Raw genomic sequence first — 22,518 nt, forward strand, 5'->3', positions numbered from 1 at the left:
CTCTTCAGGAGTGCTGAACGATGGTGTCGGCCAGGACGGGCGCGTCCTCCCGCTCGACGGCGCTCACGGCGACCCGGACCTGCCCCTGCTCGCGCCACATCCGGATGCGCAGGGTCTCGCCCGGATACACGACCCCGGCGAACCGCGTGGTGTACTCGCGCACCCGGGTCACGTCGCCGCCGAGCAGCGTGTCCACGACCGCCTTGAGCGTGATGCCGTAGGTGCACAGCCCGTGCAGGATGGGTCGGTCGAACCCGGCGAGCTTGGCGAACTCGGGGTCGGCGTGCAGGGGGTTGTAGTCGCCGGAGAGGCGGTAGAGCAGGGCCTGGTCCGCGCGGACCGGGCGCTCGACGGTCCGGTCGGGTTCGCCTGCGGGCGGCTCCAGTCGGGTGGAGGGGCCGCGGTCGCCGCCCCAGCCGCCTTCCCCTCGTACGAAGATCTGGGCGTCGTTGGTCCACAGCGGGCCCTCGGCGTCGGCGACCTCGGTGCGCATGACGAGGACGGCGGCCTTGCCCTTGTCGTACACGGCGGCGATGCGGCCGGTGGCGGTGGCGGTGCCCTCGGCCGGCAGGGGCCGGTGGATCCGCAGGGTCTGGCCGCCGTGCAGGACCCGCGCCAGGTCGACGTCGACGCCGGGCATGGACAGGCCGCTGATCACCCCGGGCGAGCCGGAGCCGGCGACGGTGGCGAAGCTCGGCAGCGCGTGCAGCCGGGACTCCAGGGTGTAGCGCAGCTCGTCGGGGTCGGTGGCGGGGCTGTCCTTGTCCGGGTTCGCGCCGGCGCCGATGCCGAGGTGGTAGAGCTGGACGTCCTTGGTGGTCCAGGTGATCTCACCGGTCCGGGGCTCGGCGGCGAGGGCCAAGGCTGCGTCGATGGGCATGGGGCTCCTGACGGGTCTCAAGACCTCGGTGCGGACGTCCGCACCGTCGGCCGCACCGAGGTCGTCCACGGGCGGATCTAGAACGCGTTCCAGTCCGGCGCCCCCTGTATAGCCCAGCACTCCGCACTTGTGAAGGCTCCTGACGCCGTGTCAGTTGATCGAGCAGTGACATTTGTACTGCCCGAGTGCGGACATCCGCATCTGCCGGGGGCCGGTCCCGGACTCCTACCGTCGTAGGCATGACGCAGACGCGGCGCGCCGCGCCCGGTGCGATCATCGTGCGGCGGGGACCAGCTGATCGGGGGACGAAGAGATGTCGTGGTGGACGCGGGCGAAACGCCGGATCCGGGCCGTACGGGAGGCTCGGGCCCGCTGGCAGGCGGACATGGAGCGGTTCCGGGTCGCGCAGCGGGCCGCCCGGAAGAACGGGCACGCCGCGGACGTCGACCACCCGGGCCCGCCGCCCACCGGCTTCGCGCTGCTGCCCTGGCTGCTGATGGGGATGGGGTCCTTCTCCAACCTGCTGCAGGGCCGGACCCCGAACCCGTGGGTCGGCGGCCTGGGGCTGCTCGCCTTCAACTCGCTGTACGTCTACGTCACCTTCCGCTCCTTCGACCGGGAGAAGCGCGAGGCGGTCTCCACCCGGGTGGCGCTGGGGCTGATGGGCCTGCTGACCACGGGCCTGGCCGTCGGATACGGCGGCAACTGGCTGATGTTCTTCCCGCTGCTGGGCCTCGCGACCGGCGCCACCCTGCGCGGCCCCTGGCTGGGCCGCACCGGTGTGCTGCTCTCGGTGTACGCGGGAGCCGTCTCCGGCGTCCGGGACGGCTGGGGGGACGCGACGAACATCGGCTACGCGACCTTCCTGTCGAGCATGGTGACCGCCGCGATCCTCGGCCTGTCCGAGGCCGTGCGGGAGCTGCGCGCCGCCCGGGAGGAGCTGGCCCGGCGGGCCGTGGAGAAGGAGCGGCTGCGCTTCTCCCGCGATCTGCACGACCTGCTCGGTCACACCCTGTCGGTGATCGTGGTGAAGTCGGAGGCCGCCCGGCGGCTGGCCCCACGGGACATGGACGCGGCGCTCACGCAGATCGGTGACATCGAGTCGGTGGGCCGGCAGGCGCTCACCGAGATCCGCGAGGCGGTGACCGGCTACCGCGAGGGCAGCCTGGCCACCGAGCTGACCCGGGCCCGCTCGGCGCTGTCCGCGTCGAGTGTGGAGCCGGTGGTGCGCCAGTCCGGGACGCCACTGGCCCCGCAGGCCGAGGCGCTGCTCGGCTGGGTGGTGCGCGAGGCGGTCACCAACGTGGTCCGGCACAGCGACGCCACCCGCTGCGAGATCACCATCGAGAGCACCGTCGAGCAGGCCCGGCTCACCGTCACCGACAACGGCACCGGCCAGGCCGTCACACGCCCCGCGGAGGGCATCGGCGGCACCGGTCTGACGGGCCTGGCCGAGCGCCTCGCGGCGGCGGGCGGCTCCCTCAGGGGCGGCCCGTCGCCGCGCGGCGGCTTCACGGTCACCGCCGAACTCCCGGTGGAGCCGACGGAACCGACCGCCGTGGCAGCGGCTACGGCGCCCAGGGCGAGCTGACCGCCCAGCTGACGTCGTCGCTCCACGAGGTGCCGCTGTCCCAGGCGTTGGAGCCGCCGTTGCTCGCTATGTAGACGTTGAGGTTGTAGTGGCGCAGGTATCTCGTCGGGTAGTTGTAGGAGGCGAACGAGGTGCCCGTGCCGCTCTTGCCGGTCTGCGGGCAGAAGGTGGCGTCGGCCCGGAACTGGCCGGTGCCGTCCATGGGCTGCCGGTAGAGCCGGTAGTTGTAGTGGCGCAGGAAGTCGCCGGGGTAGTTCCGCGACTCGAAGGAGACGCAGGAGCTGTCGGCGAGCCCCCGGCGCACGATCCAGGTCGCGTCGTTCTTGTCGAGGGACGAACTGCTCGACGTGACCGAGGAGATGACGGCCGCGTCGTTCTGGTGGCGGACGTAGTCGGTGGTGCAGCAGGAGGTCGTCGCGCGCAGCGAGATCTCCGCGCCGGCGCCGAGCGTGCCGGTGCTGCCGGTCGGGCCGCCGTAGCCGACGGAGACGATGTTGGACTGGACGGCGTCGTCGGCGGCGTCCGTCGGGATGCCGGAGGTCATCACGCCCTCGAAGAAGGACCCGATGGAGCCGTTGCTGTTGTCGCCGCCGGTGCCGAGGACGATCGCGCCCTCCTGGTGCATCGGTGAGTAGCCACTGGTGGTCGGCTCACCGCCGGAATAGGTGGTGGTGAGCCCGCCGGATTGCGCATTGCCGTATTTCAGCGCGAAATGGTTCTGCCCGTTGTTCTTCAGCAGCGCGGTCACGAACGGCAGCGGTCCGGTGCCGGTGTTGGACGTGTTCTTGCTGTACCCGGCGTCGGACTGGAACAGCCCGTTCTCCAGGTCGGCCTGCACCCACGGCCCCTGCCCGTAGCAGGGCGAGAACCAGCACTCGGTACCGAAGTTGATGGCGTCCATGTGGCCGTTGCCGGTGTCCAGGTTGTTCGTCTCGGCGTTGCCGTAGTCGAAGCAGCAGCGGCCGTTGACGTGGGTGCCGGAGGTCACCATGTACATCCCCTCGGCCTGCCCGTTGACGGCCACGCCCGAGGTGGAGTTGTCGCGGTAGCCCATGCCGGCGGAGATCTCCAGGCCGTAGACCTGGTGTCCGCCGACGGTCACCGGCAGGGCGTCGGCGGGCGCCCCGACGTCGGCCGCGCCGGCTCCGCCCGCGCCCTCGATGGTGAGGTGGTTGTGGCGCGGGGACTGGTCGTAGATCTCGGTGATGATGCAGGTCGTGCCGGAGCAGAAGGAGTCCTGGGCGGCCGCGTTGGCGTAGCCGCCGGTGGCCAGCAGGCCGATGTTCGCGGTGGCGCCGTCGGAGGCCCGCTTCACCTGGTAGAGCGAGCCGCTGTATGACGAGTACAGCGCCCGGACCAGGCTGTGCGCGGCGACGCAGGGCGTGCCCGCGGCCGCGTAGACGTCACAGGGCAGCGAACTCGCGGCGGCGGCCTGCGGGGCGCCGACGCCGACGACGAGCGCGGCGATGGTCGCGAAGGCCGCGAGTGCGGACAGGGCGGCTTTTCTGAGCCGCCGCGGACATGAGCGCAGGAGTGTGGGGAGCACGTGCACCTCTTCGGTTCCTCGTAGGGCGGTGCGGGGGGGGGAGGCCGAGTGGGTCGATATACCGAACGTCGTTCGATCGAAATACCGAACCCATTCGACGTCGAAATGCCGAACAATTACCGGAAATGCAGAGGCGATTGTTTTGCGGGTCCCCGTGGACCGTCAACCCCTCGGGACTCGAACCATGACGAGTCTTTAATTTCCGCCCTTGGCTACGCTGGGACCGTGAAGAACATCCGGGTCCTCCTCGCCGAGGACCAGGGCATGATGCGCGGCGCGCTCGCCCTGTTGCTCGGCATGGAGGACGACATCGAGGTGGTCGCCCAGGTCGCGACCGGTGACGCGATCGTGGCGGCCGCGCTGCTGCACCGGCCGGACGTGGCCCTGCTGGACATCGAACTCCCGGGCATCAGCGGCCTGGACGCGGCCGCCGAGCTGCGCGAGCAGGCACCCGACTGCCGGGTGCTGATCCTGACCACCTTCGGCCGGCCCGGCTATCTGCGCCGGGCCATGGAGGCCGGAGCGGCCGGTTTCCTGGTCAAGGACGGGCCGGTGGAGGAACTGGCCCAGGCGATCCGGCGCGTGCTCACCGGGGAGACCGTGGTCGATCCGGCGCTGGCCGCGGCCGCGCTCAGCGCCGGGCCGAACCCACTGACCGCCCGGGAGCGCGATGTGCTCAAGGCCTCGGCGGACGGGGCGACGGTCGCCGACATCGCCGGCCGGCTCCATCTGTCCGAGTCCACGGTCCGCAACTACCTGTCGTCGGCCATCGGCAAGACGGGCACGCGGAACCGGGCGGAGGCGGTGCGGGAGGCCCGGCAGCAGGGGTGGCTGTGACCTCCCGGCGGGCCTACTTCGTCACCTCCTCCGACTCGGAGGACGTTCCTGCCGGTGCCGTGCACACGAACCAGTTGGCCCCCTGGAAGCCGTCGATCGAGCGGATCGCGGATCCCATGTTGCGAAGGGAGAAGCCGTCGGTCCGCTCGGCCACGGCCGTCCTGCCGTCCTTCCAGTGGCAGGTGACCTCCCGGGCGGTCTTGGCGACCATGCCGATCACCAGTCGGCCGGAACTCTCGCCGCCGTACCCCAGGCGGGTTGCCATGGACTCCATGTCCTTGCCCGAGTAACGCTCGAACTTCTCGACCGAGTTGAACATCACCTGCTGCGGCCGGTGATCGCCCCAGCCCCGGGTCGCGAAGAACGAGATCTTGCCGATCAGGTCGGCGGGCTTGCGCGCCTCCGCCGGCTCCAGGCCCAGCCCGGCCATGGCCTCGAACTGACGCTCCGCCTCAGCCTCGTTGCGCGGCGCTCCCCACACCTGGACGCCGACGCTCCACTCCTTGCCCCGGTAGGTCCCCCGTCCCAGCTCGGTCCGTTGCGGCTCGTACACATGCCGGGCCTCCGCCGAGGCCGGCGGCTTCGCCACGTGCGCCTGCCGGTCCGCAGGGCCGCCGCCCGGCAGCCCCGTCACCGCGAGGGCGCCCGTCGTCCCGGCCACCACCAGCGCCGTGACCGACGCCACCGCCCAGCGCCGTGCTCTGCGCCGCCGGCCGCCGCGGATGACCGCCTGCACCGGGGCTATACCGATCTCGACCTCGTCCGCGGCGTCCGCGAGGAGGAGGGCGATGTCCGTCTGGCTCATGTCGTCGTTCCTGTTCCGGTCCGCGCTCATCACTTCCGCCCTCCCTGCGTCACCATCTCGGCAAGTCCCGGTATGGCGCGGAGTTTCGCGATCCCCTTGGCCGCGTTGCTCTTCACCGTGCCGACCGAGCAGCCCATCGCCTCCGCCGCCTGGGTCTCCGTCAGGTCCTCCCAGTAGCGCAGGACCACCGCCTCGCGCTGCCGTGCGGGCAGTTGGGCGAGCGCCTTGAGCAGGGCGCTGCGGTCGTCGGCCTGCGCGATGCGGTCGCCCGTGTCGGGCACCTCGTGCACCAGGCCCGAGTCGTCCCTCGGCGCGAGGAACTCCTTCAGCCTTCTCCTGTGTTTGCGCGCATGCGCGTTGATCATCACGCGCCGTACGTACGCCTCCGGATCGTCGGCCGAGCCGACCCTGCGCCAGGCCACGTAGACCTGCTCAAGGGTCGACTGGACCAGGTCCTCCGCGGCGTGCTGCTCCCCCGTGAGGAGAAATGCCGTACGCATCAGCCGCGGCCAGCGGCCGATCATGAAGCTCTGGAACTCCTCGTTCCGAGCCTGCTTCCCGTCCCCCATGGGCACCTCCTAGATGTCAAAAGGAGTCCATGGGCCGCCCGGACCGTTGCCTCATCTCGCAGAACTCGTCGAAATTTTCTTCGGCAGCCACAGCAGCATGAGCACCACCCCGCCCAGCAGCACCCCGGTCCCGGTCCGGAAGGCCAGCGCGTACCCCTCGGTCAGTGCCTCGGCCCCGGCGCCGCGCCCGGTGTGCGCCGTACGCGCCGCCGCGATCGTCGACATGACCGCGAGCCCCAGCGAACCGCCCATCGTGCGGGAGGTGTTGACCAGCCCGGACACCAGCCCGGCGTCCGAGGCCGACGCCCCCGAGGTGGCGAGCGCGGCCAGCGGCGTGGCCGAGAGCCCGGCGCCCAGCATCATCAGGATCCCCGGGCCCATGACGGAGGTCAGGTAGGCGCCGTGCACGGTCATCGTCGACTGCCAGGCGAACCCGGCGGCCGCGATCAGCGCCCCCGCCACGGCCACGGTGCGCGCGCCCCGCGCCGGCAGGAAGCGGGGCGCCAGCTTGGAGCCGAGCACCACCGCGAGTGAGCTGGGCACCAGCGCGAGTCCGGCGACCAGCGGCGAGTAGCCGAGCACGTTCTGCGCGTACAGCGTCATGAAGAACCACATGCAGAACATCGCCGAACCGCTCAGGAACATCGCCGTGTTCGCCGACGCCACCGAGCGCAGCCGGAACAGTCCGAGCGGCATCAGCGGGGCCTCGGTGCGGGCCTCGACGGCGAGGAACAGTCCGACCAGCGCGAGCCCGCCGACCAGCGGCACCAGCGTGGCCGCCGCCGTCCACCCCTCGCTCTCGGTCCGCGAGATGCCGTACGCCACCGTCGCCAGACCCGCCGTCACCAGCAGCGCGCCCGGCAGGTCGAGCCGCCGCCCTCCCCCAAGCTTCTCAACTTCGTTCGAGCAGGCGGGACCCCCATCCGCCCGGCTCTCCGGCAGCCACCGCAGCGAGCCGGCGAGCACCACCGCGCCGACGGGCACGTTGATCAGCAGCACCCACCGCCAGTCCAGCACGTCCACCAGGGCCCCGCCGACCAGTCCGCCCGCGGCCCCGCCGCCGGCGCCCACCGCGGTCCAGGTCGCGATCGCCCGGGCCCGGGACGGCCCTTCGGGCACCGCGGCCGTCAGCAGCGTCAGGGTCGAGGGCGCCAGCACCGCCGCGCCCAGCCCCTGCACGGCCCGCGCCAGCAGCAGCTGCCAGCCGTCCTGGGCCAGCCCGCCGCCCAGCGACGCCAGCGTGAACAGGCCCAGCCCGACGAGGAACATCCGCTTGCGGCCGTAGAGGTCGCCGGCCCGCCCGCCGAGCAGCATGAACCCGGCGAAGGCGATGGCGTACGCGTTCACCACCCACTGGAGGCCCGACGTGCTCAGTCCGAGGTCGGTGCGCATCGACGGCAGGGCGACGTTCACCACGGACACATCGAGCACGACCAGGAACTGTCCGGCACAGGCCAGCGCCACCACGAGCCAGGTGGGCGGGGTGACGCGGCGGGATATGAGGGGCGAGGTGTCGGCGGCTTCCAGCATGGCTGTCATGCTCTCAACCCGGTTACGGTCCTTGCATCGGCATTTCGGACCACCGGGTCCTGGGTCGTACGACCTACACCCGGGCTACGCCGCCCGCAGCAGTGTGACCACCGCCGCCCCGCCCAGCCCGATGTTGTGGGCGAGGCCCACCCGGGCCCCGGGCACCTGCCGTTCCCCCGCCTCGCCGCGCAGCTGCCAGACCAGCTCGGCGGCCTGGGCGAGGCCGGTCGCGCCCAGCGGGTGCCCCTTGGAGATCAGCCCGCCGGAGGGGTTCACCACCCAGCGGCCGCCGTACGTCGTCGCCCCCGACTCCACGAGCTTGCCGGACTCGCCCACCGGGCACATGCCGAGCGCCTCGTACGTCAGCAGTTCGTTGACGGAGAAGCAGTCGTGCAGTTCCACGACGTCCACGTCCTCGATGCCGAGCCCGGCCCGCTCGTACGCCTGCCGTGCCGCCTCGCGGGACATCGGCTGCCCGACGACGTCGATGCACGAGCCGGACGCGAACGACTCCTCGGTGTCGGTGGTCATGGCCTGCCCGGCGATCTCGACGAGGCCGGTCAGCGAGCGCTCCTCGGCGAACCGCTCCGACACCACCACGGCCGCCGCCGCGCCGTCCGAGGTCGGCGAGCACTGCAGCTTGGTCAGCGGCCGGTGCACCATGCGGGCGGCGAGGATGTCGGCCACCTCGTAGACGTCCCGGAACTGGGCGTAGGGGTTGTGTGCGGAGTGGCGGTGGTTCTTGGCGGCGACCGCGGCGAGCTGGGCCTCGGTGGTGCCGTACCGCTCCATGTGTTCGCGGGCCGCGTCGCCGAAGATCTGCGCGGTCGGCGGGGTCATCTCGAAGCCGTGCCGGGCGGCCATGATCCCGTAGTGCCGGGCCACCGGCGAGGTCTGGAAGTCGCCGCCGTCGGCCCCTCCCCCGAGCGCCCCCTTCTTCATCTTCTCGAAGCCCAGCGCCAGCACGCAGTCGCAGGCACCGCCCTCGACCAGCTGGCGGGCCAGCATCAGCGCGGTGGCGCCGGTCGCGCAGTTGTTGTTGACGTTGTAGACGGGGACCCCGGTCAGGCCGAGTTCGTAGGCGGCGCGCTGGCCGGCGGTCGAGGGCTGGAAGCAGTAGCCGACGGGAACCTGTTCCACATCGGTGTACGCGACCCCGGCGTCGGCGAGCGCCGCGCCCCCCGCCTCCCGCACCATGTCCCAGTACTGCCATTCCCGGGTCTCGGGCTTCTCGAAGCGGGTCATCCCGACCCCGGCGACATAGGCCTTCATGGCGCGCCAGACTAGAACGCGTTCCATCAACACACCAGACCCTGACGGCAGTTCAGAAACCCATGAGCCGGTCAAGGATTCATTAGAGGCCCGAAGCAACGGAATAGTTGCCTGTGCATACGAGGTTTACCCACCACTCATGTCAGGCGGGAGGCCTCACTCAATGACGCACACGACGACCGACCAGCCCCACCGGAGGGCCGGCGGAGCCGTGGTCCCGGTGCTCGCCTTCGCGGGCATCGTGGTCGCGGTGATGCAGACGCTGCTGGTACCGGTCATCAAGGACCTGCCGCAGCTGCTGGACACCGCCCCCAGCAATGCCACCTGGGTCCTCACCTCGACCCTGCTGTCCGGCGCCGTGGCCACCCCGATCATGGGCCGGCTCGGCGACCTCTACGGCAAGCGGCGCATGCTGATCCTCAGCCTCGCCGTGATGGTGGTCGGCGCCTTGGTCAGCGCGCTCACCAGCCAGCTGCTCACCATGATCGTGGGCCGCACCCTGCAGGGCTTCGCCATGGGCGCGATCCCGCTCGGCATCGGCCTGATGCGGGACATGCTGCCGCGCGAGAAGCTCGGCTCGGCCATGGCCCTGATGAGCTCCTCGATCGGCGTCGGCGGCGGCCTCGCGCTGCCCGCCGCGGCCCTGGTCGCCCAGCACATGAACTGGCACGCCCTGTTCTACGGCGCCGCCGGCCTCGGCGCCCTCTCCATCGTCGTGACCCTCCTCGTCGTACCGGAGTCCCCGATGCGCGCCGAGGGCTCCTTCGACCTGCTCGGCGCGACAGGCCTGTCGACCGGCCTGGTACTGCTCCTGCTGCCCATCACCAAGGGCAGCGACTGGGGCTGGTCCTCCGGCACGACGCTCGGCCTGTTCGCCGCGTCCGTCGTCGTACTCGTCCTGTGGGGCCTGTACGAGCTGCGCGTCCAGGCGCCCCTGGTCGACCTGCGCACCACCGCCCGCCGCGAGGTGCTGCTCACCAACCTGGCCTCGATCATGGTCGGCGTCAGCTTCTACGTCGTCTCGCTCGTCCTGCCCCAGCTGCTCCAGCTGCCGAAGGCGACCGGCTACGGCCTCGGCCAGTCGATGGTCGTCGCGGGCCTGTGCGTGGCCCCGCTGGGCCTGACGATGATGTTCACGGCGCCGGTGTACGCCCGGCTGTCCGCCCGCTTCGGCCCCAAGGTCACCCTGATCATCGGCCTGCTGATCATCGCGATCGGCTACGGCGGCGGCCTCGGCCTGATGGACGCGGCCTGGCAGACGATCGTCACGTCCGTGGTCCTGGGCGCGGGCATCGGTCTGGCCTACTCCTCCCTCCCCGCGCTGATCGTCGGCGCGGTCCCGGCCTCGGAGACCGGCGCGGCCAACGGCCTGAACACCCTGATGCGGTCCATCGGCACGTCCGTCTCCAGCGCCGTCATCGGCATGGTGCTGGCCAACACGGCGCACAACGTGGGCGGGCTGGAGATCCCGACCATGCGCGGCTTCCACGTCTCCTTCCTGATCGCGACGGCCGCGGTGGCGGTGGGCCTGCTGCTGGCCCTCTTCCTGCCGAAGCCGGACCGCGCACCGCAACTGCGGGCGAGCAGCGAGGAGGACGCGAACCTGAAGCGCGCCGAGGAGGTCCTGCGCGGCTTCCGCGGCCGGGTCCTGGACGCCGAGGGCACCCCGGTCCCCCGCGCCAAGGTCACCCTGATCGACCGCCGGGGCCGCCAGGCGGGAGCCACCCTGTCCGCGGAGGACGGCACCTACGCCCTCGCGGTCCCCGCCCAGGGCGCCTACGTCCTGGCCGCCAGGGCCGCCGGCCACGGCCCGCACGCCTCGTCCGCCACCCACGCCGGGGACGAGCGGGCGGTCGAGCTGGACCTGCCGCTGCCGGGCGACACCGTCCCGACCCGCTGAACTCCCGCTGCGGCGAACCCTTTTCGTCCGAGCCCGCGCGGCATCCGGGGCCCGGACCCGGACGAGAAGGGTTCGTCGCAGCGCCATATTTTGAACGCACGTCATACCGTTCTGGTCCTCGGGCCGGAAGAACGGGGCGCTGCGCTCCACGGACCTGAAGACCTGGACCGCCGGCGCCATGGTGCCGGACCCGAGCGAAGAGCTTCTTCGCCAAGGACAGCAACGGGACGTACCTCTACATCTACAACACGGCCACCGACCGGGACGTTCTCCACTACAAGGTCAAACGCCCCGGTCAGGCCTGGAGCGCGGACAGGCTCCTCGCCGACGGGGCCACGGCCGACGAGTACGCGCCGGGCAAGTTCTACGTCACCTGGGAGTTCGACACCTCGCGCATCAAGGTGATCAAGCTCGACATCTCCGACACGACCGGCTAGCCCCGCCGTACCGCCGGCCGCCCAGTGTCCGTACCCCCTGTCGCCCGTCCGGCAGGGGGTACGGCAGCATGGGCGCTCATCCGCACGTACGACCGAGAGGGACCCCCATGACCGCGGCACCCAAGCCCGAGATCCTGGCCGCGTTCGAGGCCGCGAAGGGCTTCATGCCCGTGGACGAGGGGCTCGCCCTGTACGCGGCCGCGGTCGAGGCGGGCCGGCTGGGGCTGCCCCTGCTGGAGGTCGGAACGTACTGCGGCCGCTCGACGGTCCTGCTCGCGGACGCGGCCCGCGAGGCCGGCGTCGCCGCGCTCACCGTCGACCACCACCGGGGCAGCGAGGAGCAGCAGCCGGGCTGGGACTACCACGACCCGGAGACCGTCGACCCCGAGATCGGCCTGATGGACACGCTGCCGACCTTCCGCCGGACCCTGCACAAGGCCGGCCTGGAGGAGCACGTGGTGGCGCTCGTCGGCCGCTCGCCGCAGATCGCGGCGATCTGGAACTCCCCCCTCGGCTTCGTGTTCGTCGACGGCGGCCACACCGACGAGCACGCCACCGCCGACTACGAGGGCTGGGCACCGCACGTCGCCGAGGGCGGCCTGCTCCTCATCCACGACGTCTTCCCGCACCCCGAGGACGAGTTCACCGGCCAGGCGCCGTACCGCGTCTATCTGCGCGCGCTGGAGTCCGGCGCGTTCACCGAGGTCTCCGTGAACGGATCGTTGCGCGTACTGCGGCGGACCGGGACGGGCATCTGACCCTAGGCTCGTCTCCTGATCACCGGGGGTGATCCACAGCGGGGGGGGATGGGACCGTGGACTTTCTGATCGGACTGGCCCTGATCGTCTTCGGGGCGCCGCTCGTCGGCCTGCTCGGCAACGCGCTCGAGGGCTCCGGACGCAAGGGGCTCGGCAGGGCCATCGGCATCGGCGTGTACCTGGCCGTCCTCGTGGTCGCCGGGTGGCTGATCATCCGTGGTTTCTGAGCCGTCCGTGTTTTCCGAGGCGGGCCTGCCACCCACCCGGCCCACTCGGCCATGTGAAGGACCTGTGTGGCCGCTAGGGTGGCAGGCGTGTCGTACGTAGGCCCGGACTTCGATCCCCCGCAGCCCCGCCGACCCCGGCGAGGGCCGCTGACCGTCGCGCTCGCCGCGCTCGTGCCCGGTGCTCTGCTGGGCTGGCTGGTGTACGAGGCGGTGGGCGGGTCCGGGGGTTCGGGCTCCGGCTCGGACACGGCGGGCCCGCAGACCTCCGCCGCCTCGCCGAGCACCGCCGAGCCCTGGTCGGCGCCGGCCGCCGACGACGACAAGCAGAAGAGTCCCTCGCCGTCGCCCACGTCGACCGCCGACAGCCCCGACGGCCCCCTCAAGGGCAAGGTCGTCGTCATCGACCCGGGCCACAACCCGGGCAACTTCTCGCACGCGGCCGAGATCAACCGCCAGGTGGACATCGGCACGAACAAGAAGGAGTGCGACACCACCGGCACGTCCACCAACTCGGGTTACACAGAAGCCCGGTTCTCACTGGACGTGGCCCACCGGCTGCGCACGATCCTGGAACAGCAGGGCGCCACGGTGAAGTTGACGCACGACGGCGACTCCCCGCCCTGGGGTCCCTGCGTCGACGAGCGGGCCCGGATCGGCAACACGGCGCACGCGGACGCCGCCATCTCCATCCACGCCGACGGCTCCGCGGAGGGCGACCGCGGCTTCCACGTCATCCTCCCGGCGTCCGTGCACGCGGGCGCCGCCGACACCCGCCCGATCGTCGGTCCTTCACGCGACCTCGGCGAGCGCGTCGCGGGCAACTTCCTCCGTGTCACCGGTGAACCGCCCTCCAACTACGTCGGCACAGGTACCGGTCTCGTCACACGTGAGGACCTGGGCGGTCTCAATCTGTCAACGGTTCCCAAGGTCTTCATCGAGTGCGGCAACATGCGCGATAGCAAGGACGCGGCACTGCTGACCAGCGGCGCCTGGCGGCAGAAGGCGGCGCAAGGGATCTCTGAGGGAATCGTGAGTTTCCTGCGCGAGTCGTGACCGGCGGGCGGAACCGGCCGGACAGCGGGATCTTGTGGACGATAGTGTCTACCGACGACGAGACGACTCACGAAGGACCTTTGAAGTGAATATCCGCTCCCTCACTAGAGGCGACGGCGTGGTGATCGGAGCAGCGGTGTTGCTGTTCATCGCGTCGTTCCTCGACAACTACTCGTACGACGACCTGCCCGACAGCGTCGACCTGCCGAACCTCTGGGAGAGCGGACCGGTCCTGCTCAGCGTCGTCCTGGCGGGCCTGATTGCGGCAGCGCTCATCGTCGTGGCCCGCGGCCTGCCGCAGCCGCCCAAGGTCGCCGGTCTCGAACTCGGCCCGTTCGGCGTCGCGTTCGCGGTGTTCGCCGCGTGGAGCGCGCTTGGCAACGTCATCGATCCGGTCGGCGGTCTGAACAACGTCGGGGGCGGCTCGGACAGCAACGCGCCCAGCGCGGGCACGGGCCTGATCCTCGCCCTCATCGCCACCCTGGTCATGGCCGCCGCCGCCATCGCCACCCCCCTGGTCCCCGCCCTGCAGGCGGGCCTGGTCCCGGCTCCCAAGCCGGCCGCCCCGCAGCCCTACGGCGCCCAGCCGCCCGGTGGTTACGGCTACCCGGGTGCCCAGCCGCAGCAGCCGTACGGTGCCCAGCCGCAGCCGGGCCAGCCGTTCGGGCAGCAGCCGGCCCCGCAGGCCGCCGCCCCGGCGCCGCAGCCGGCCGCCGGTGGGGACTTCTCACCGTTCTGGTTCGCCGTGCCGGTGGCGCGGCAGCTGTTCGCCGAGGACGGTTCGCCGACGCCGATCGCCGAACTGGCGCCCGGCACCTGGTACTTGGCGGTCGAGCAGCGCGGTGCCGCGCTGGTCGCGCAGACCCAGGACGGCCGCCGTGGCGTGCTGCAGGACACCTCCGGGATCCAGCGCGGCTGAGCCCCGCACGTACCATCGCCGACGGCCCCTCGCCCTTCCGGGTGGGGGGCCGTTGCCGTACAGTCGCCTCCCGCTCATTGGCTGACAGAGCGTCAGGAGGCAGGCATGCGGCTCGGTCTCGCACTCGGCTACTGGGGTCGCGGCCCTTCCCCGGAGCATGTGCCTCTCGCGCAGGAAGCGGAACGGCTCGGCTATCACTCGGTGTGGACGGCCGAGTCCTGGGGTTCGGACGCCTTCACCCCGTTGACGTGGATCGCCGCGCAGACCTCGACGATCAGGCTGGGTACGGCCGTTGCCCAGATGGCGGCCCGCTCGCCGACCGCGACCGCGATGCACGCGCTCACCCTGGACCATCTCTCCGGGGGGCGGATGATGCTCGGGCTGGGGCTGTCGGGGCCGCAGGTGGTGGAGGGCTGGTACGGCCGCCCGTTCCCGAAGTCGCCGCTGACCGCGACCAGGGAGTACGTGGACGTCGTACGGCAGGTGCTGCGGCGGGAGGGGCCGGTGGAGTCGGACGGCCGCTTCCATCCGCTGCCGTACCGGGGGGCGGACGGCACGGGTCTGGGCAGGCCGCTGAAGCCGATCACCCATCCGCTGCGGCCCGGCCTGCCCGTGCTGCTGGGTGCGGAGGGTCCCAAGAACGTGGCCCAGACGGCCCGGATCGCCGACGGCTGGCTGCCGCTGTACTGGGCGCCGAGCCGGCCCGAGGTGTACGGGGACGTGGTGCGGGAGCTGCCCGAGGGGTTCCTGGTGGCGCCGATGACCCGGGTGAAGGTGTGCGACGACGTGGCCGAGGGTCTGCTGCCGGTGAAGGCCATGCTCGGCTTCTACATCGGCGGGATGGGCCACGCGGCCCGCAACTTCCACGCCGACCTCATGGCGCGCATGGGCTACGAGGAGGAGGCCCGGCGGATCCAGGAGCTGTTCCTGGCCGGGCGCCGTGAGGAAGCCGTGCTGGCCGTGCCGGACGCCTTCGCCGACGAGATCTCCCTGGTCGGCCCGCGCGAACGGATCGCGGAACACCTGAAGTTGTGGCGGGGGGGTCCGGTGACGGACCTGCTGGCCCTGTCACCGGACCCGCACACCCTCAGGGTGCTGGCGGAGCTGAACGCCTAGCCGCCGCTCAGCTGCGAGGCGGACGGCACCTGCTCCTTGACGGGGGCGCCGGCGCTCTGGCCCGCGTCCTTCACCTTGTTGATGATGTCGTCGAAGGCACCGGCCGCGCCCTCGTCTCCGCTGCGCAGCTTGGACGGCAGGCTCTTCAGTCCTTCGATGCCCGCGGTGAGCGGTGCCAGGGCCTTGGAGAGCAGCGGATCGCCCTGGGCGTTCTTCTGGGCCGCCTTGAGCCGGTTGTAGGCGAAGGCGCCGGCCAGGCCGGCCTTCACCAGGGTCAGCTTGCGGCCCTTCGCGCCCTTCTTGAACTTGCCGTCCTTCCAGGGCTTGACGATCCACTGGTAGACGGCGCCGGCCGCAAGACCCGCGTTCGCCACGAACCGGGCCTTGGCGAACTTCTGGCGCTCGGCCGACGTGCTCGGACTGGGCGTGGCCGCGTCGAGGCCGGCCACCTGCGAGGTGTCCTTCGTAGTGGTCTTCTCGTTGCTGCCGCAGGCGGTGGAACCGGCGAGCAGGGCGCAGCACAGGGTGAGCGCCACGCAGAGACGCCGTATCGGTACGGGCACGAGGTCCTCCGGACGTGTCTCCCCGAGCGGGTGTTTCCTCCGGAAGCCTCACCCGGACGGCCGGTGTGCGCCACTCGGGCGACTCCGTCCGGGGTCCCGGCCGGGTTTCAACGTCCCAGAAGCGGCAATCCGATGGGTATGTTCCGGTATCGCCCTGGTGTGAATCCGGCCGGGAAGGTCATCGCGTTCGTCGCCGACGCCATGGCTCTCATCCTCGGCCTGTGGATTCTGCTCTACCTGCTGGACGCGAACCGGGCCAACAACGTGGTCCGGTTCGTGCACGACGCCGCCACCTGGCTGGCCGGCTGGTCCCTCCATCTGTTCACCCTCGACCAGGCCTGGGCCCAGGTGGTCGTCGGCTACGGCCTGGCCGCCGTGGTCTACCTGTTCGTGGGCCACGCCATCGCGAACCGGATGCACCACCGGCACTGATCCCTCAGCGGCAGCAGTCGGGGTCCAGGCCGGTGGGCAGGTGTTCCCCTCCGAAGACCGCGCAGGTGGCGTCGTGGCCGCCCAGGGCGGCGACGGCCAGCAGGAGGGAGCCCGCCGTCCAGGTGGTCAGCTCGCGGGGCCAGATCGCGTCGTCGTCGAAGACGTAGCCCGTCCAGTACAGGCCGCTCTCCGGGTCGCGCAGGTGCTGGATGGACTGGAGGATCTCCAGGGAGCGGTCGGACTCGCCCATCGCCCACAGGGCCAGGGCCAGCTCGCTGGACTCGCCGCCGGTCACCCAGGGGTTGGGGACCACGCAGCGCACGCCGAGGCCGGGTACGACGAAGCGGTCCCAGTCCGCCTCGATGCGGGACTTGGCCTCCGCTCCGGTCAGGGCGCCGCCGAGGACCGGGTAGTACCAGTCCATGGAGTAGCGGTCCTTGTCGAGGAAGCGCTCGGGGTGGAGGCGGATCGCGTGGCGCAGGGCGCCCACCGCCAACTCCCAGTCCGGCTGCGGCTCCTCACGCTGCTCGGCGATGGCGAGGGCACAGCGCAGGGCGTGGTGGACGGAGGAGCTGCCGGTGAGCAGCGCGTCCGGGGTGGGCGTGCCGTCGTCGTCGCGGCGCCAGCCGATCTCGCCGCCGGGCTGCTGCAGCCGCAGCACCCACTCCATGGCCGCGTAGACGGTGGGCCACATGCGGTCCAGGAAGGTGTCGTCACCGGTGGACAGGTAGTGGTGCCAGACGCCGACCGCTATGTAGGCGACGAAGTTCGACTCGCGGGCGCGGTCGGTGACGTCGTCGTGGGCGCCGTCGGCGTAGGCGGCGTACCAGGAGCCGTCCTCGTTCTGGTGGGTGGCGAGCCAGGTGTACGCCCGCTCGGCGGCCTCGTGTTCGCCGGCCGCGTCCAGGGCCATCGCGGCCTCGGTGTGGTCCCACGGGTCGAGGTGGTGGCCGCGGAACCACGGGATCGCGCCGTCCTCCCGCTGTACGGCGAGGATGCCGCGCACGGTCGCGGCGGCCTGCTCGGCGGTGAGGACCCCGGGCAGGACGAGGTGTTCTGTCCGGGGGGTCGTCACTTGGCGGCCGCCTCGGCTTCGGTCTCGGTCTCGGTCTCGGTCTCGGCGAGCCGGGGCAGGTGCGGCTTGGTCGCGTAGGCCACGAAGCTCTTGCCCATCAGCGGGTTCAGCGCCTGTTCGGCGACCCGGGTGGCGAGCGGCTTCTTCATGATGTCCCAGACCAGCAGCCTGTGGTACGCCCGCACCGGCAGCGCCTTGTCGTTGTCCACGCCGAACGCGCACTTCAGCCACCAGTACGGCGAGTGCAGGGCGTGCGCGTGGTGGGTGCCGTACGGCCTGAGGCCCGCCTCGCGGATCTTGGCGAGCAGTTCGTCGGCCTTGTAGATGCGGATGTGTCCGCCCTCGACCTCGTGGTAGGCGTCGGACAGCGTCCAGCAGACCTTCTCGGGCCCGTAGCGGGGCACGGTGATGGCGATCCGCCCGCCCGGCTTGAGCACGCGCACCATCTCCGCCAGCACCCCCTTGTCGTCGGGGATGTGCTCCATCACCTCGGAGATGATGACGACGTCGAAGGACTCGTCCGGGAAGGGCAGCGCCAGCGCGTCGCCCTCCATGGCGGTGGCGGTGGCGCCGGCGGGGGCCTCGCCGGCCTCCTTCATCGCCGCGAACCACTTGGCGACCTCGCGGATCTCCTCGCCGTTCTGGTCGAGGGCCACGACGTGCGCGCCGCGCCGGTAGCACTCGAAGGCGTGCCGACCGGCCCCGCAGCCGAGGTCCAGGACACGGTCGCCCGGGGCGAGCGGGAACCGGGAGAAGTCGACGGTCAGCACGTGGCCCTGCTTTCGGAAGAGATGCCGGTGTCGGTCGTGGCGGCTGCCGTCGTGGCGGCTGCCGGGGCAGCACTCGCTGCGGTCGCGGAGCGGCCGGGTTCTGCGACCGCGGAGCGGTGGACGCCTGCCGCGGAGCGGCCGGGTGCCGTGCTCGCGGAGCCGGCGATGGCCTCGCGGTACCGGGACACCGTTCCCTCTGCGGCGCGGGCCCAGGTGAACCGCTCCAGCACTCGCTCGCGACCCGCAGCACCGAGCCGCACCCGCAGCTGCGGGTCCCCCAGCAGCCGGCCGAGCCCAGCGGCCAGCGCCCCCGCGTCGCCGGGCGGTACGGCCAGGCAGGTCTCGCCGTCGCGGCCGGCGACCTCGGGGATCGCGCCGCCGGTGGTGGCGACCAGCGGGGTGCCGGTGGCCATGGCCTCGGCGGCGGGCAGCGAGAAGCCCTCGTAGAGCGAGGGCACGCAGGCGACCTCGGCCGAGCGGATCAGGTCGACGAGTTCGGCGTCGGAGATGCCCTTGACGAAGTCGACGGCGCCTTCGAGGCCATAGCGCTCGATGGCCTGGGCGACCGGGCCCTCAGTGGGGCGCTTGCCGACGACGACCAGGTGGGCGCCCGGGTGCTCGGTGCGCACCTTCGCGAGGGCCTCGACGAGGAAGACCAGGCCCTTGAGGGGCACGTCCGCGCTGGAGGTGGTGACGATCCGGCCGGGCACCTCGGCCACGGCCGGATTCGGCGCGAACAGGTCGGTGTCGGCGCCGATGTGGACGACGTGGATGCGGTCGTCCCGGACGCCGAGGTGGTCGACGATCTCCTGGCGGGAGGTGCCGGAGACGGTGAGTACGGAGGGCAGGCGGCGGGCGACGCGCTTCTGCATGCGGGTGAAGGCGTACCAGCGGCGCACCGAGTAGCGGCGCTGCCAGCCCTCGGCCGCGTCCAGCTCCAGCTGCCGGTCGACGGTGATGGGGTGGTGGATGGTGGTGACCAGGGGGGCGCCGATGTCCCCCAGCAGCCCGTACCCGAGCGTCTGGTTGTCGTGGACGACGTCGAACTCGCCGCGCCGGGCGCGCAGATGGCGGCGGGCGCGCAGGGAGAAGGTCAGCGGCTCGGGAAAGCCACCGGTCCACATCGTCGCCACTTCCAGGGCGTCGACCCAGTCCCGGTACTCGTCCCGCTTGGGGGTGCGGAAGGGGTCGGGCTGGCGGTAGAGGTCGAGGCTGGGCAGCTCGGTCAGGGTGAGCTGGGGATACCCCTCGTCGAGTACGGGGTAGGGCTGTGAGCCGATGACCTCCACCCGGTGGCCGAGGCGGGCCAGCTCGCGGGAGAGGTGTCGTACGTAGACGCCCTGGCCGCCGCAGAACGGGTTCCCTTTATAGGTGAGAAGCGCGATGTTGAGCGGTCGCTCGCCGTCGGCTGCAAGGTCCTTCGGGGACCCGGCCTCCCTGGCCTCAGCGGTCACTCTGGACCCCCTTCTCCCTGCACTGTCCCGCGAGACTACGACGGGACGCTAATCTAGAACAAGTTTCAGACTTGATCGTTCAAGAGGCTCTGAATCTACCGGCAGGTAGGGGCCCTGTGAGCAGTGGATCAGGTGATTCACGCCACGACGGGGACCCCCTCCGTGCAGGATGATCACAAGCCCCAACAGACGCCCTCACCGACTGTCACGGAACGGGACCCATGCCTGCGGAATCCAAGCTGGAAGCCAGTAGCGTCCGGCCCCCTTCGGCGCCGCTGACCGAGCGACAGGAGGCCCGCCGTCGCCGGATCCTGCACGCGAGCGCGCAGCTGGCCAGCCGGGGCGGTTTCGACGCCGTACAGATGCGCGAGGTCGCCGAGTCCTCGCAGGTGGCCCTCGGCACGCTGTACCGCTACTTCCCGTCCAAGGTGCATCTGCTGGTCGCGACCATGCAGGACCAGCTGGAGCACATGCACGGGGCGCTGCGCAAGAAGCCGCCGGCGGGCGACACGGCGGCCGAGCGGGTCGCGGAGACCCTGATGCGAGCCTTCCGTGCACTCCAGCGCGAGCCCCACCTGGCCGACGCGATGGTCCGCGCCCTGACCTTCGCCGACCGCAGCGTCTCCCCCGAGGTCGACCAGGTCTCCCGGCAGACCACGGCGATCATCCTGGACGCGGTGGGCCTGGACCACCCGACCCCCGAGCAGCTCTCCGCGGTCCGCGTCATCGAACACACCTGGCACTCGGCCCTGATCACCTGGCTCTCGGGCCGCGCCTCCATCGCCCAGGTGAAGATCGACATCGAGACGGTGTGCCGGTTGATCGACCTGACGGAGCCGGGATCGCCGGAGAAGCATCCGTGAAGCCGGTCCGATCGCTGGGGATTCTGAGCCTTCTCGAAGGGCAGAAGACCTACGCCCGGCGGAGAGCCGAGATGCTTGAGCAGGTTGACGCATTGGCACCCGACGAGCGGCCCGTCATCGCCTCGTACATGAAGAGAGGCAGTGTCGTCCTCGCCATCATGGAGCACACGACCGACATCGTGGAAGCACAGTTCGGCACGCCCGGGGGAAGCGGGATCTTTACCGACGGTGAATTCTACTGGCGTGGCGACGCCGCACATTATGTGGAGGTCTACGGGGTGTCCCCCGGGCGGGATTTCATCCAACACGTGCAGGAAAGAAACGGCGAACCCCCGGTGTTGAGCCAGGACGAGATCGCGGACATCGACGACTACTTCGTCGCCATGCGGCGCACCAAACCGTGAATGAACCCCATCACTGCTTGAGCTTTCCAGGGTTGATGCCGTGAAGGCTTTGAAGTGACATCCCCCTGCCCCCTGGACATGCAAGAACCTACGAGACGGGTTCCCTTCGCCGGCATGGTCCGGATCAGGTGATGGGGGTCGCCGTCCAGCCTGACTGCTGCTTTTCAGCCTCTCAGCCCTACCGTCGCTGTCGGCCCCGGCGGATGCTTGCGCGTCGCGCCAAAGTCGGCTACTCCGGTGAGACTCCCTCACTCGCCTCGTAGGCACTTATAAGGATACCCCGGTAGCGCCTTAAGGAACCCGACAAATGGGATTATTTTTCATCAAGGCGCCAACCTGCGGTTACGCCTACGCAACCGGCTCCAGCCCGCTCCAGCTCCGCCCCGGCAGCGCCTCACCGGCCCACTCGTCGAGCAGGCGGCGGGCTTCCGGTTCGGGGGCGGCCAGGGACACGCTCTGTGCTCCCGCGTGGACCGTGCGCTCCTGTTCGTGGGTGCCCTCGCTGCAGCAGGCGCACAGGACGTTCAGGCTGCTCGCCGGTTCGGCGCCGTAGTTCTGCTCCACGAACAGGGTGATCAGGGCGTCCAGGTCGGCAGCTTCGCCCGCGTTCACGGTCACCGTCAGCGTCGGCAGGTCGGAGGCCTCGAAGAGGAGGAGTTCGTCGAAGACGGGGAACTCGTGGCCGTCGACGACCCGGTGGCCCTTGGGTTCGCCGTCGTGGACGACGATCTCGCCGAAGCGGCGGCCGCCGGTCACGGGCACGTTCATGACCCGGCCGCGGGTCGGGCAGAGGCGGTCGATCCAGACGACCTCCCGTTCGCCGCCGGTGTCCAGACGGACACAGGCCGGGCCGAAGCGGCCGCGGATCTCGCCCTCGCCGTCCGGGAGTTCGATGCCGAAGCCGGTCCAGGCCGCGCGGGCGGTGGCCCAGTCGCGCTGGACGGTGGCGGCGATGCCGAGGTTCCAGTACGCCGGGTCGCCCTCGCCGCGCGGGGCGCGGGCGGCGGCCTCGCGGCCCAGCTCGTACGCCTTCGCCCAGTTGCGCAGGAACTTGTGGGCGAGCGCGGCGTCGTACCACCACACCGCGCTGCGCTTCTCGTCCGGGTAGTGCGCGAGGACCTGCTCCAGCAGGCCGGCCGCGGTGAGCCACTCCTCGGCGTTCCACGCCTCGTAGGCCTCGTCGATCAGCCGCTTGGCCTCGGACTTGCGCACGCTTTCCCACCCTGGTCGGTACGAGGAATCTTCGGAACCGCAGGAGAGTACCCCGCGGCTCCGACACCCTCTAGTCCTCGGGTGGGAACACCGGCTCCGCGCTGCCCACCAGCGTGATCATGATGGCCTCCACCGGGCAGCTCTCGGCGGCCGCCAGGAGCTGTTCGCTCGCGTCGGTGTCCGGTTCGACCGGGTGGGACTGGCGGGCGGAGTCGAGGCGGAAGCCGTCCGGGGCGTGGTGGAGGCACTGGGCCGAGCCGATGCACACGGACCGGTCGACCTCGACGTGCCAGCGGTCGCCCATG

The 22,518-nt window shown here is 71.1% G+C and carries 23 protein-coding genes; 11 read left to right on the forward strand and 12 right to left on the reverse strand.

What is annotated here, in order from left to right; translation table 11 throughout:
- Window positions 1-4: 4 nt before the first annotated feature.
- Window positions 5-880: a MaoC/PaaZ C-terminal domain-containing protein gene (locus ACFY3C_RS29765; protein ID WP_390772932.1), complete on the reverse strand. Its 876-nt coding sequence runs from the start codon at window positions 878-880 to the stop codon at window positions 5-7.
- A 313-nt stretch (window positions 881-1,193) separates the two neighbouring features.
- Here ACFY3C_RS29765 and ACFY3C_RS29770 point away from each other — a divergent pair, with 313 nt between their 5' ends.
- Window positions 1,194-2,471: a sensor histidine kinase gene (locus ACFY3C_RS29770; RefSeq protein ID WP_390772933.1), complete on the forward strand. Its 1,278-nt coding sequence runs from the start codon at window positions 1,194-1,196 to the stop codon at window positions 2,469-2,471.
- Here ACFY3C_RS29770 and ACFY3C_RS29775 read toward each other — a convergent pair.
- Window positions 2,449-4,017, reverse strand: a complete 1,569-nt coding sequence (locus ACFY3C_RS29775; RefSeq protein ID WP_390772934.1) for an alpha-L-arabinofuranosidase B — start codon at window positions 4,015-4,017, stop codon at window positions 2,449-2,451. The two genes, ACFY3C_RS29770 and ACFY3C_RS29775, sit on opposite strands and share 23 nt — an antisense overlap.
- 225 nt (window positions 4,018-4,242) lie before the next feature.
- Between ACFY3C_RS29775 and ACFY3C_RS29780 the strand changes: the two genes are divergently transcribed.
- Window positions 4,243-4,854 carry a response regulator gene (locus ACFY3C_RS29780; RefSeq protein ID WP_390772935.1) on the forward strand — a complete coding sequence of 204 codons (612 nt, stop codon included), beginning with the start codon at window positions 4,243-4,245 and terminating at the stop codon, window positions 4,852-4,854.
- 13 nt (window positions 4,855-4,867) lie between these two features.
- Here the strand turns inward: ACFY3C_RS29780 and ACFY3C_RS29785 are convergent, their stop codons facing one another.
- The 4 genes from ACFY3C_RS29785 to ACFY3C_RS29800 all read right to left on the reverse strand — a co-directional run bounded on the left by ACFY3C_RS29785 (window position 4,868) and on the right by ACFY3C_RS29800 (window position 9,030).
- A complete protein-coding gene (locus ACFY3C_RS29785) occupies window positions 4,868-5,659 on the reverse strand; it encodes a hypothetical protein (RefSeq protein WP_390772936.1) in 792 nt (263 codons plus the stop codon).
- A 29-nt stretch (window positions 5,660-5,688) separates the two neighbouring features.
- Window positions 5,689-6,228 carry a SigE family RNA polymerase sigma factor gene (locus ACFY3C_RS29790; RefSeq protein WP_386572303.1) on the reverse strand — a complete coding sequence of 180 codons (540 nt, stop codon included), beginning with the start codon at window positions 6,226-6,228 and terminating at the stop codon, window positions 5,689-5,691.
- Between the two features lie 51 nt (window positions 6,229-6,279).
- Window positions 6,280-7,767 carry an MFS transporter gene (locus ACFY3C_RS29795; RefSeq protein ID WP_390772937.1) on the reverse strand — a complete coding sequence of 496 codons (1,488 nt, stop codon included), beginning with the start codon at window positions 7,765-7,767 and terminating at the stop codon, window positions 6,280-6,282.
- Window positions 7,768-7,842: 75 nt separating this feature from the next.
- Window positions 7,843-9,030, reverse strand: coding sequence for a beta-ketoacyl synthase N-terminal-like domain-containing protein (locus ACFY3C_RS29800; protein ID WP_390772969.1), 1,188 nt, complete (start codon window positions 9,028-9,030; stop codon window positions 7,843-7,845).
- A gap of 163 nt (window positions 9,031-9,193) precedes the next feature.
- Between ACFY3C_RS29800 and ACFY3C_RS29805 the strand changes: the two genes are divergently transcribed.
- From ACFY3C_RS29805 to ACFY3C_RS29830, 6 genes are all read left to right on the forward strand, one after another.
- A complete protein-coding gene (locus ACFY3C_RS29805) occupies window positions 9,194-10,930 on the forward strand; it encodes an MFS transporter (protein ID WP_386572297.1) in 1,737 nt (578 codons plus the stop codon).
- Window positions 10,931-11,474: 544 nt separating this feature from the next.
- Window positions 11,475-12,125, forward strand: coding sequence for a class I SAM-dependent methyltransferase (locus ACFY3C_RS29810; protein WP_386572294.1), 651 nt, complete (start codon window positions 11,475-11,477; stop codon window positions 12,123-12,125).
- A 56-nt stretch (window positions 12,126-12,181) separates the two neighbouring features.
- Complete coding sequence (locus ACFY3C_RS29815; RefSeq protein ID WP_390772938.1) at window positions 12,182-12,352, forward strand: hypothetical protein; 171 nt, start codon at window positions 12,182-12,184, stop codon at window positions 12,350-12,352.
- Window positions 12,353-12,439: 87 nt separating this feature from the next.
- The gene (locus ACFY3C_RS29820) at window positions 12,440-13,405 is read left to right on the forward strand and encodes an N-acetylmuramoyl-L-alanine amidase (RefSeq protein ID WP_390772939.1); all 966 of its coding nucleotides are present in this window, start codon (window positions 12,440-12,442) and stop codon (window positions 13,403-13,405) included.
- 85 nt (window positions 13,406-13,490) lie between these two features.
- Window positions 13,491-14,324: a DUF5336 domain-containing protein gene (locus ACFY3C_RS29825; RefSeq protein WP_390772940.1), complete on the forward strand. Its 834-nt coding sequence runs from the start codon at window positions 13,491-13,493 to the stop codon at window positions 14,322-14,324.
- A 105-nt stretch (window positions 14,325-14,429) separates the two neighbouring features.
- On the forward strand, window positions 14,430-15,440 hold the full coding sequence (locus tag ACFY3C_RS29830) for an LLM class F420-dependent oxidoreductase (protein WP_390772941.1): 1,011 nt from the start codon (window positions 14,430-14,432) through the stop codon (window positions 15,438-15,440).
- Here ACFY3C_RS29830 and ACFY3C_RS29835 read toward each other — a convergent pair.
- A complete protein-coding gene (locus ACFY3C_RS29835; protein WP_389173824.1) occupies window positions 15,437-16,003 on the reverse strand; it encodes a hypothetical protein in 567 nt (188 codons plus the stop codon). The genes ACFY3C_RS29830 and ACFY3C_RS29835 overlap by 4 nt on opposite strands.
- Window positions 16,004-16,141: 138 nt before the next feature.
- Between ACFY3C_RS29835 and ACFY3C_RS29840 the strand changes: the two genes are divergently transcribed.
- Window positions 16,142-16,435, forward strand: a complete 294-nt coding sequence (locus tag ACFY3C_RS29840; protein ID WP_386572473.1) for a hypothetical protein — start codon at window positions 16,142-16,144, stop codon at window positions 16,433-16,435.
- Window positions 16,436-16,439: 4 nt separating this feature from the next.
- Here ACFY3C_RS29840 and ACFY3C_RS29845 read toward each other — a convergent pair whose 3' ends face one another.
- The 3 genes from ACFY3C_RS29845 to ACFY3C_RS29855 are packed head-to-tail and all read right to left on the reverse strand — an operon-like array spanning window position 16,440 to window position 19,734.
- Entirely contained in the window at window positions 16,440-17,510 is a 1,071-nt protein-coding gene (locus ACFY3C_RS29845) for a prenyltransferase (RefSeq protein WP_390772942.1), read from the reverse strand.
- A complete protein-coding gene (locus ACFY3C_RS29850) occupies window positions 17,507-18,280 on the reverse strand; it encodes a class I SAM-dependent methyltransferase (RefSeq protein WP_390772943.1) in 774 nt (257 codons plus the stop codon). Before ACFY3C_RS29850 ends, ACFY3C_RS29845 begins: the two co-directional genes overlap by 4 nt.
- On the reverse strand, window positions 18,274-19,734 hold the full coding sequence (locus ACFY3C_RS29855) for a glycosyltransferase family 4 protein (RefSeq protein WP_390772944.1): 1,461 nt from the start codon (window positions 19,732-19,734) through the stop codon (window positions 18,274-18,276). Before ACFY3C_RS29855 ends, ACFY3C_RS29850 begins: the two co-directional genes overlap by 7 nt.
- Window positions 19,735-19,955: 221 nt before the next feature.
- On the opposite strand from ACFY3C_RS29855, the gene ACFY3C_RS29860 reads away from it, so the two are divergent.
- Entirely contained in the window at window positions 19,956-20,597 is a 642-nt protein-coding gene (locus ACFY3C_RS29860; RefSeq protein ID WP_386572280.1) for a TetR family transcriptional regulator, read from the forward strand.
- Window positions 20,594-21,001 carry a hypothetical protein gene (locus ACFY3C_RS29865; RefSeq protein ID WP_390772945.1) on the forward strand — a complete coding sequence of 136 codons (408 nt, stop codon included), beginning with the start codon at window positions 20,594-20,596 and terminating at the stop codon, window positions 20,999-21,001. Before ACFY3C_RS29860 ends, ACFY3C_RS29865 begins: the two co-directional genes overlap by 4 nt.
- Window positions 21,002-21,349: 348 nt before the next feature.
- Here the strand turns inward: ACFY3C_RS29865 and ACFY3C_RS29870 are convergent, their stop codons facing one another.
- On the reverse strand, window positions 21,350-22,213 hold the full coding sequence (locus ACFY3C_RS29870) for a tetratricopeptide repeat protein (RefSeq protein WP_390772946.1): 864 nt from the start codon (window positions 22,211-22,213) through the stop codon (window positions 21,350-21,352).
- Between the two features lie 70 nt (window positions 22,214-22,283).
- A complete protein-coding gene (locus tag ACFY3C_RS29875) occupies window positions 22,284-22,517 on the reverse strand; it encodes a ferredoxin (protein WP_390772947.1) in 234 nt (77 codons plus the stop codon).
- Window position 22,518 lies beyond the last annotated feature (1 nt).

Origin of the sequence: Streptomyces sp. NPDC001410 (assembly GCF_042895235.1) — a bacterium.
Classification (GTDB): domain Bacteria; phylum Actinomycetota; class Actinomycetes; order Streptomycetales; family Streptomycetaceae; genus Streptomyces.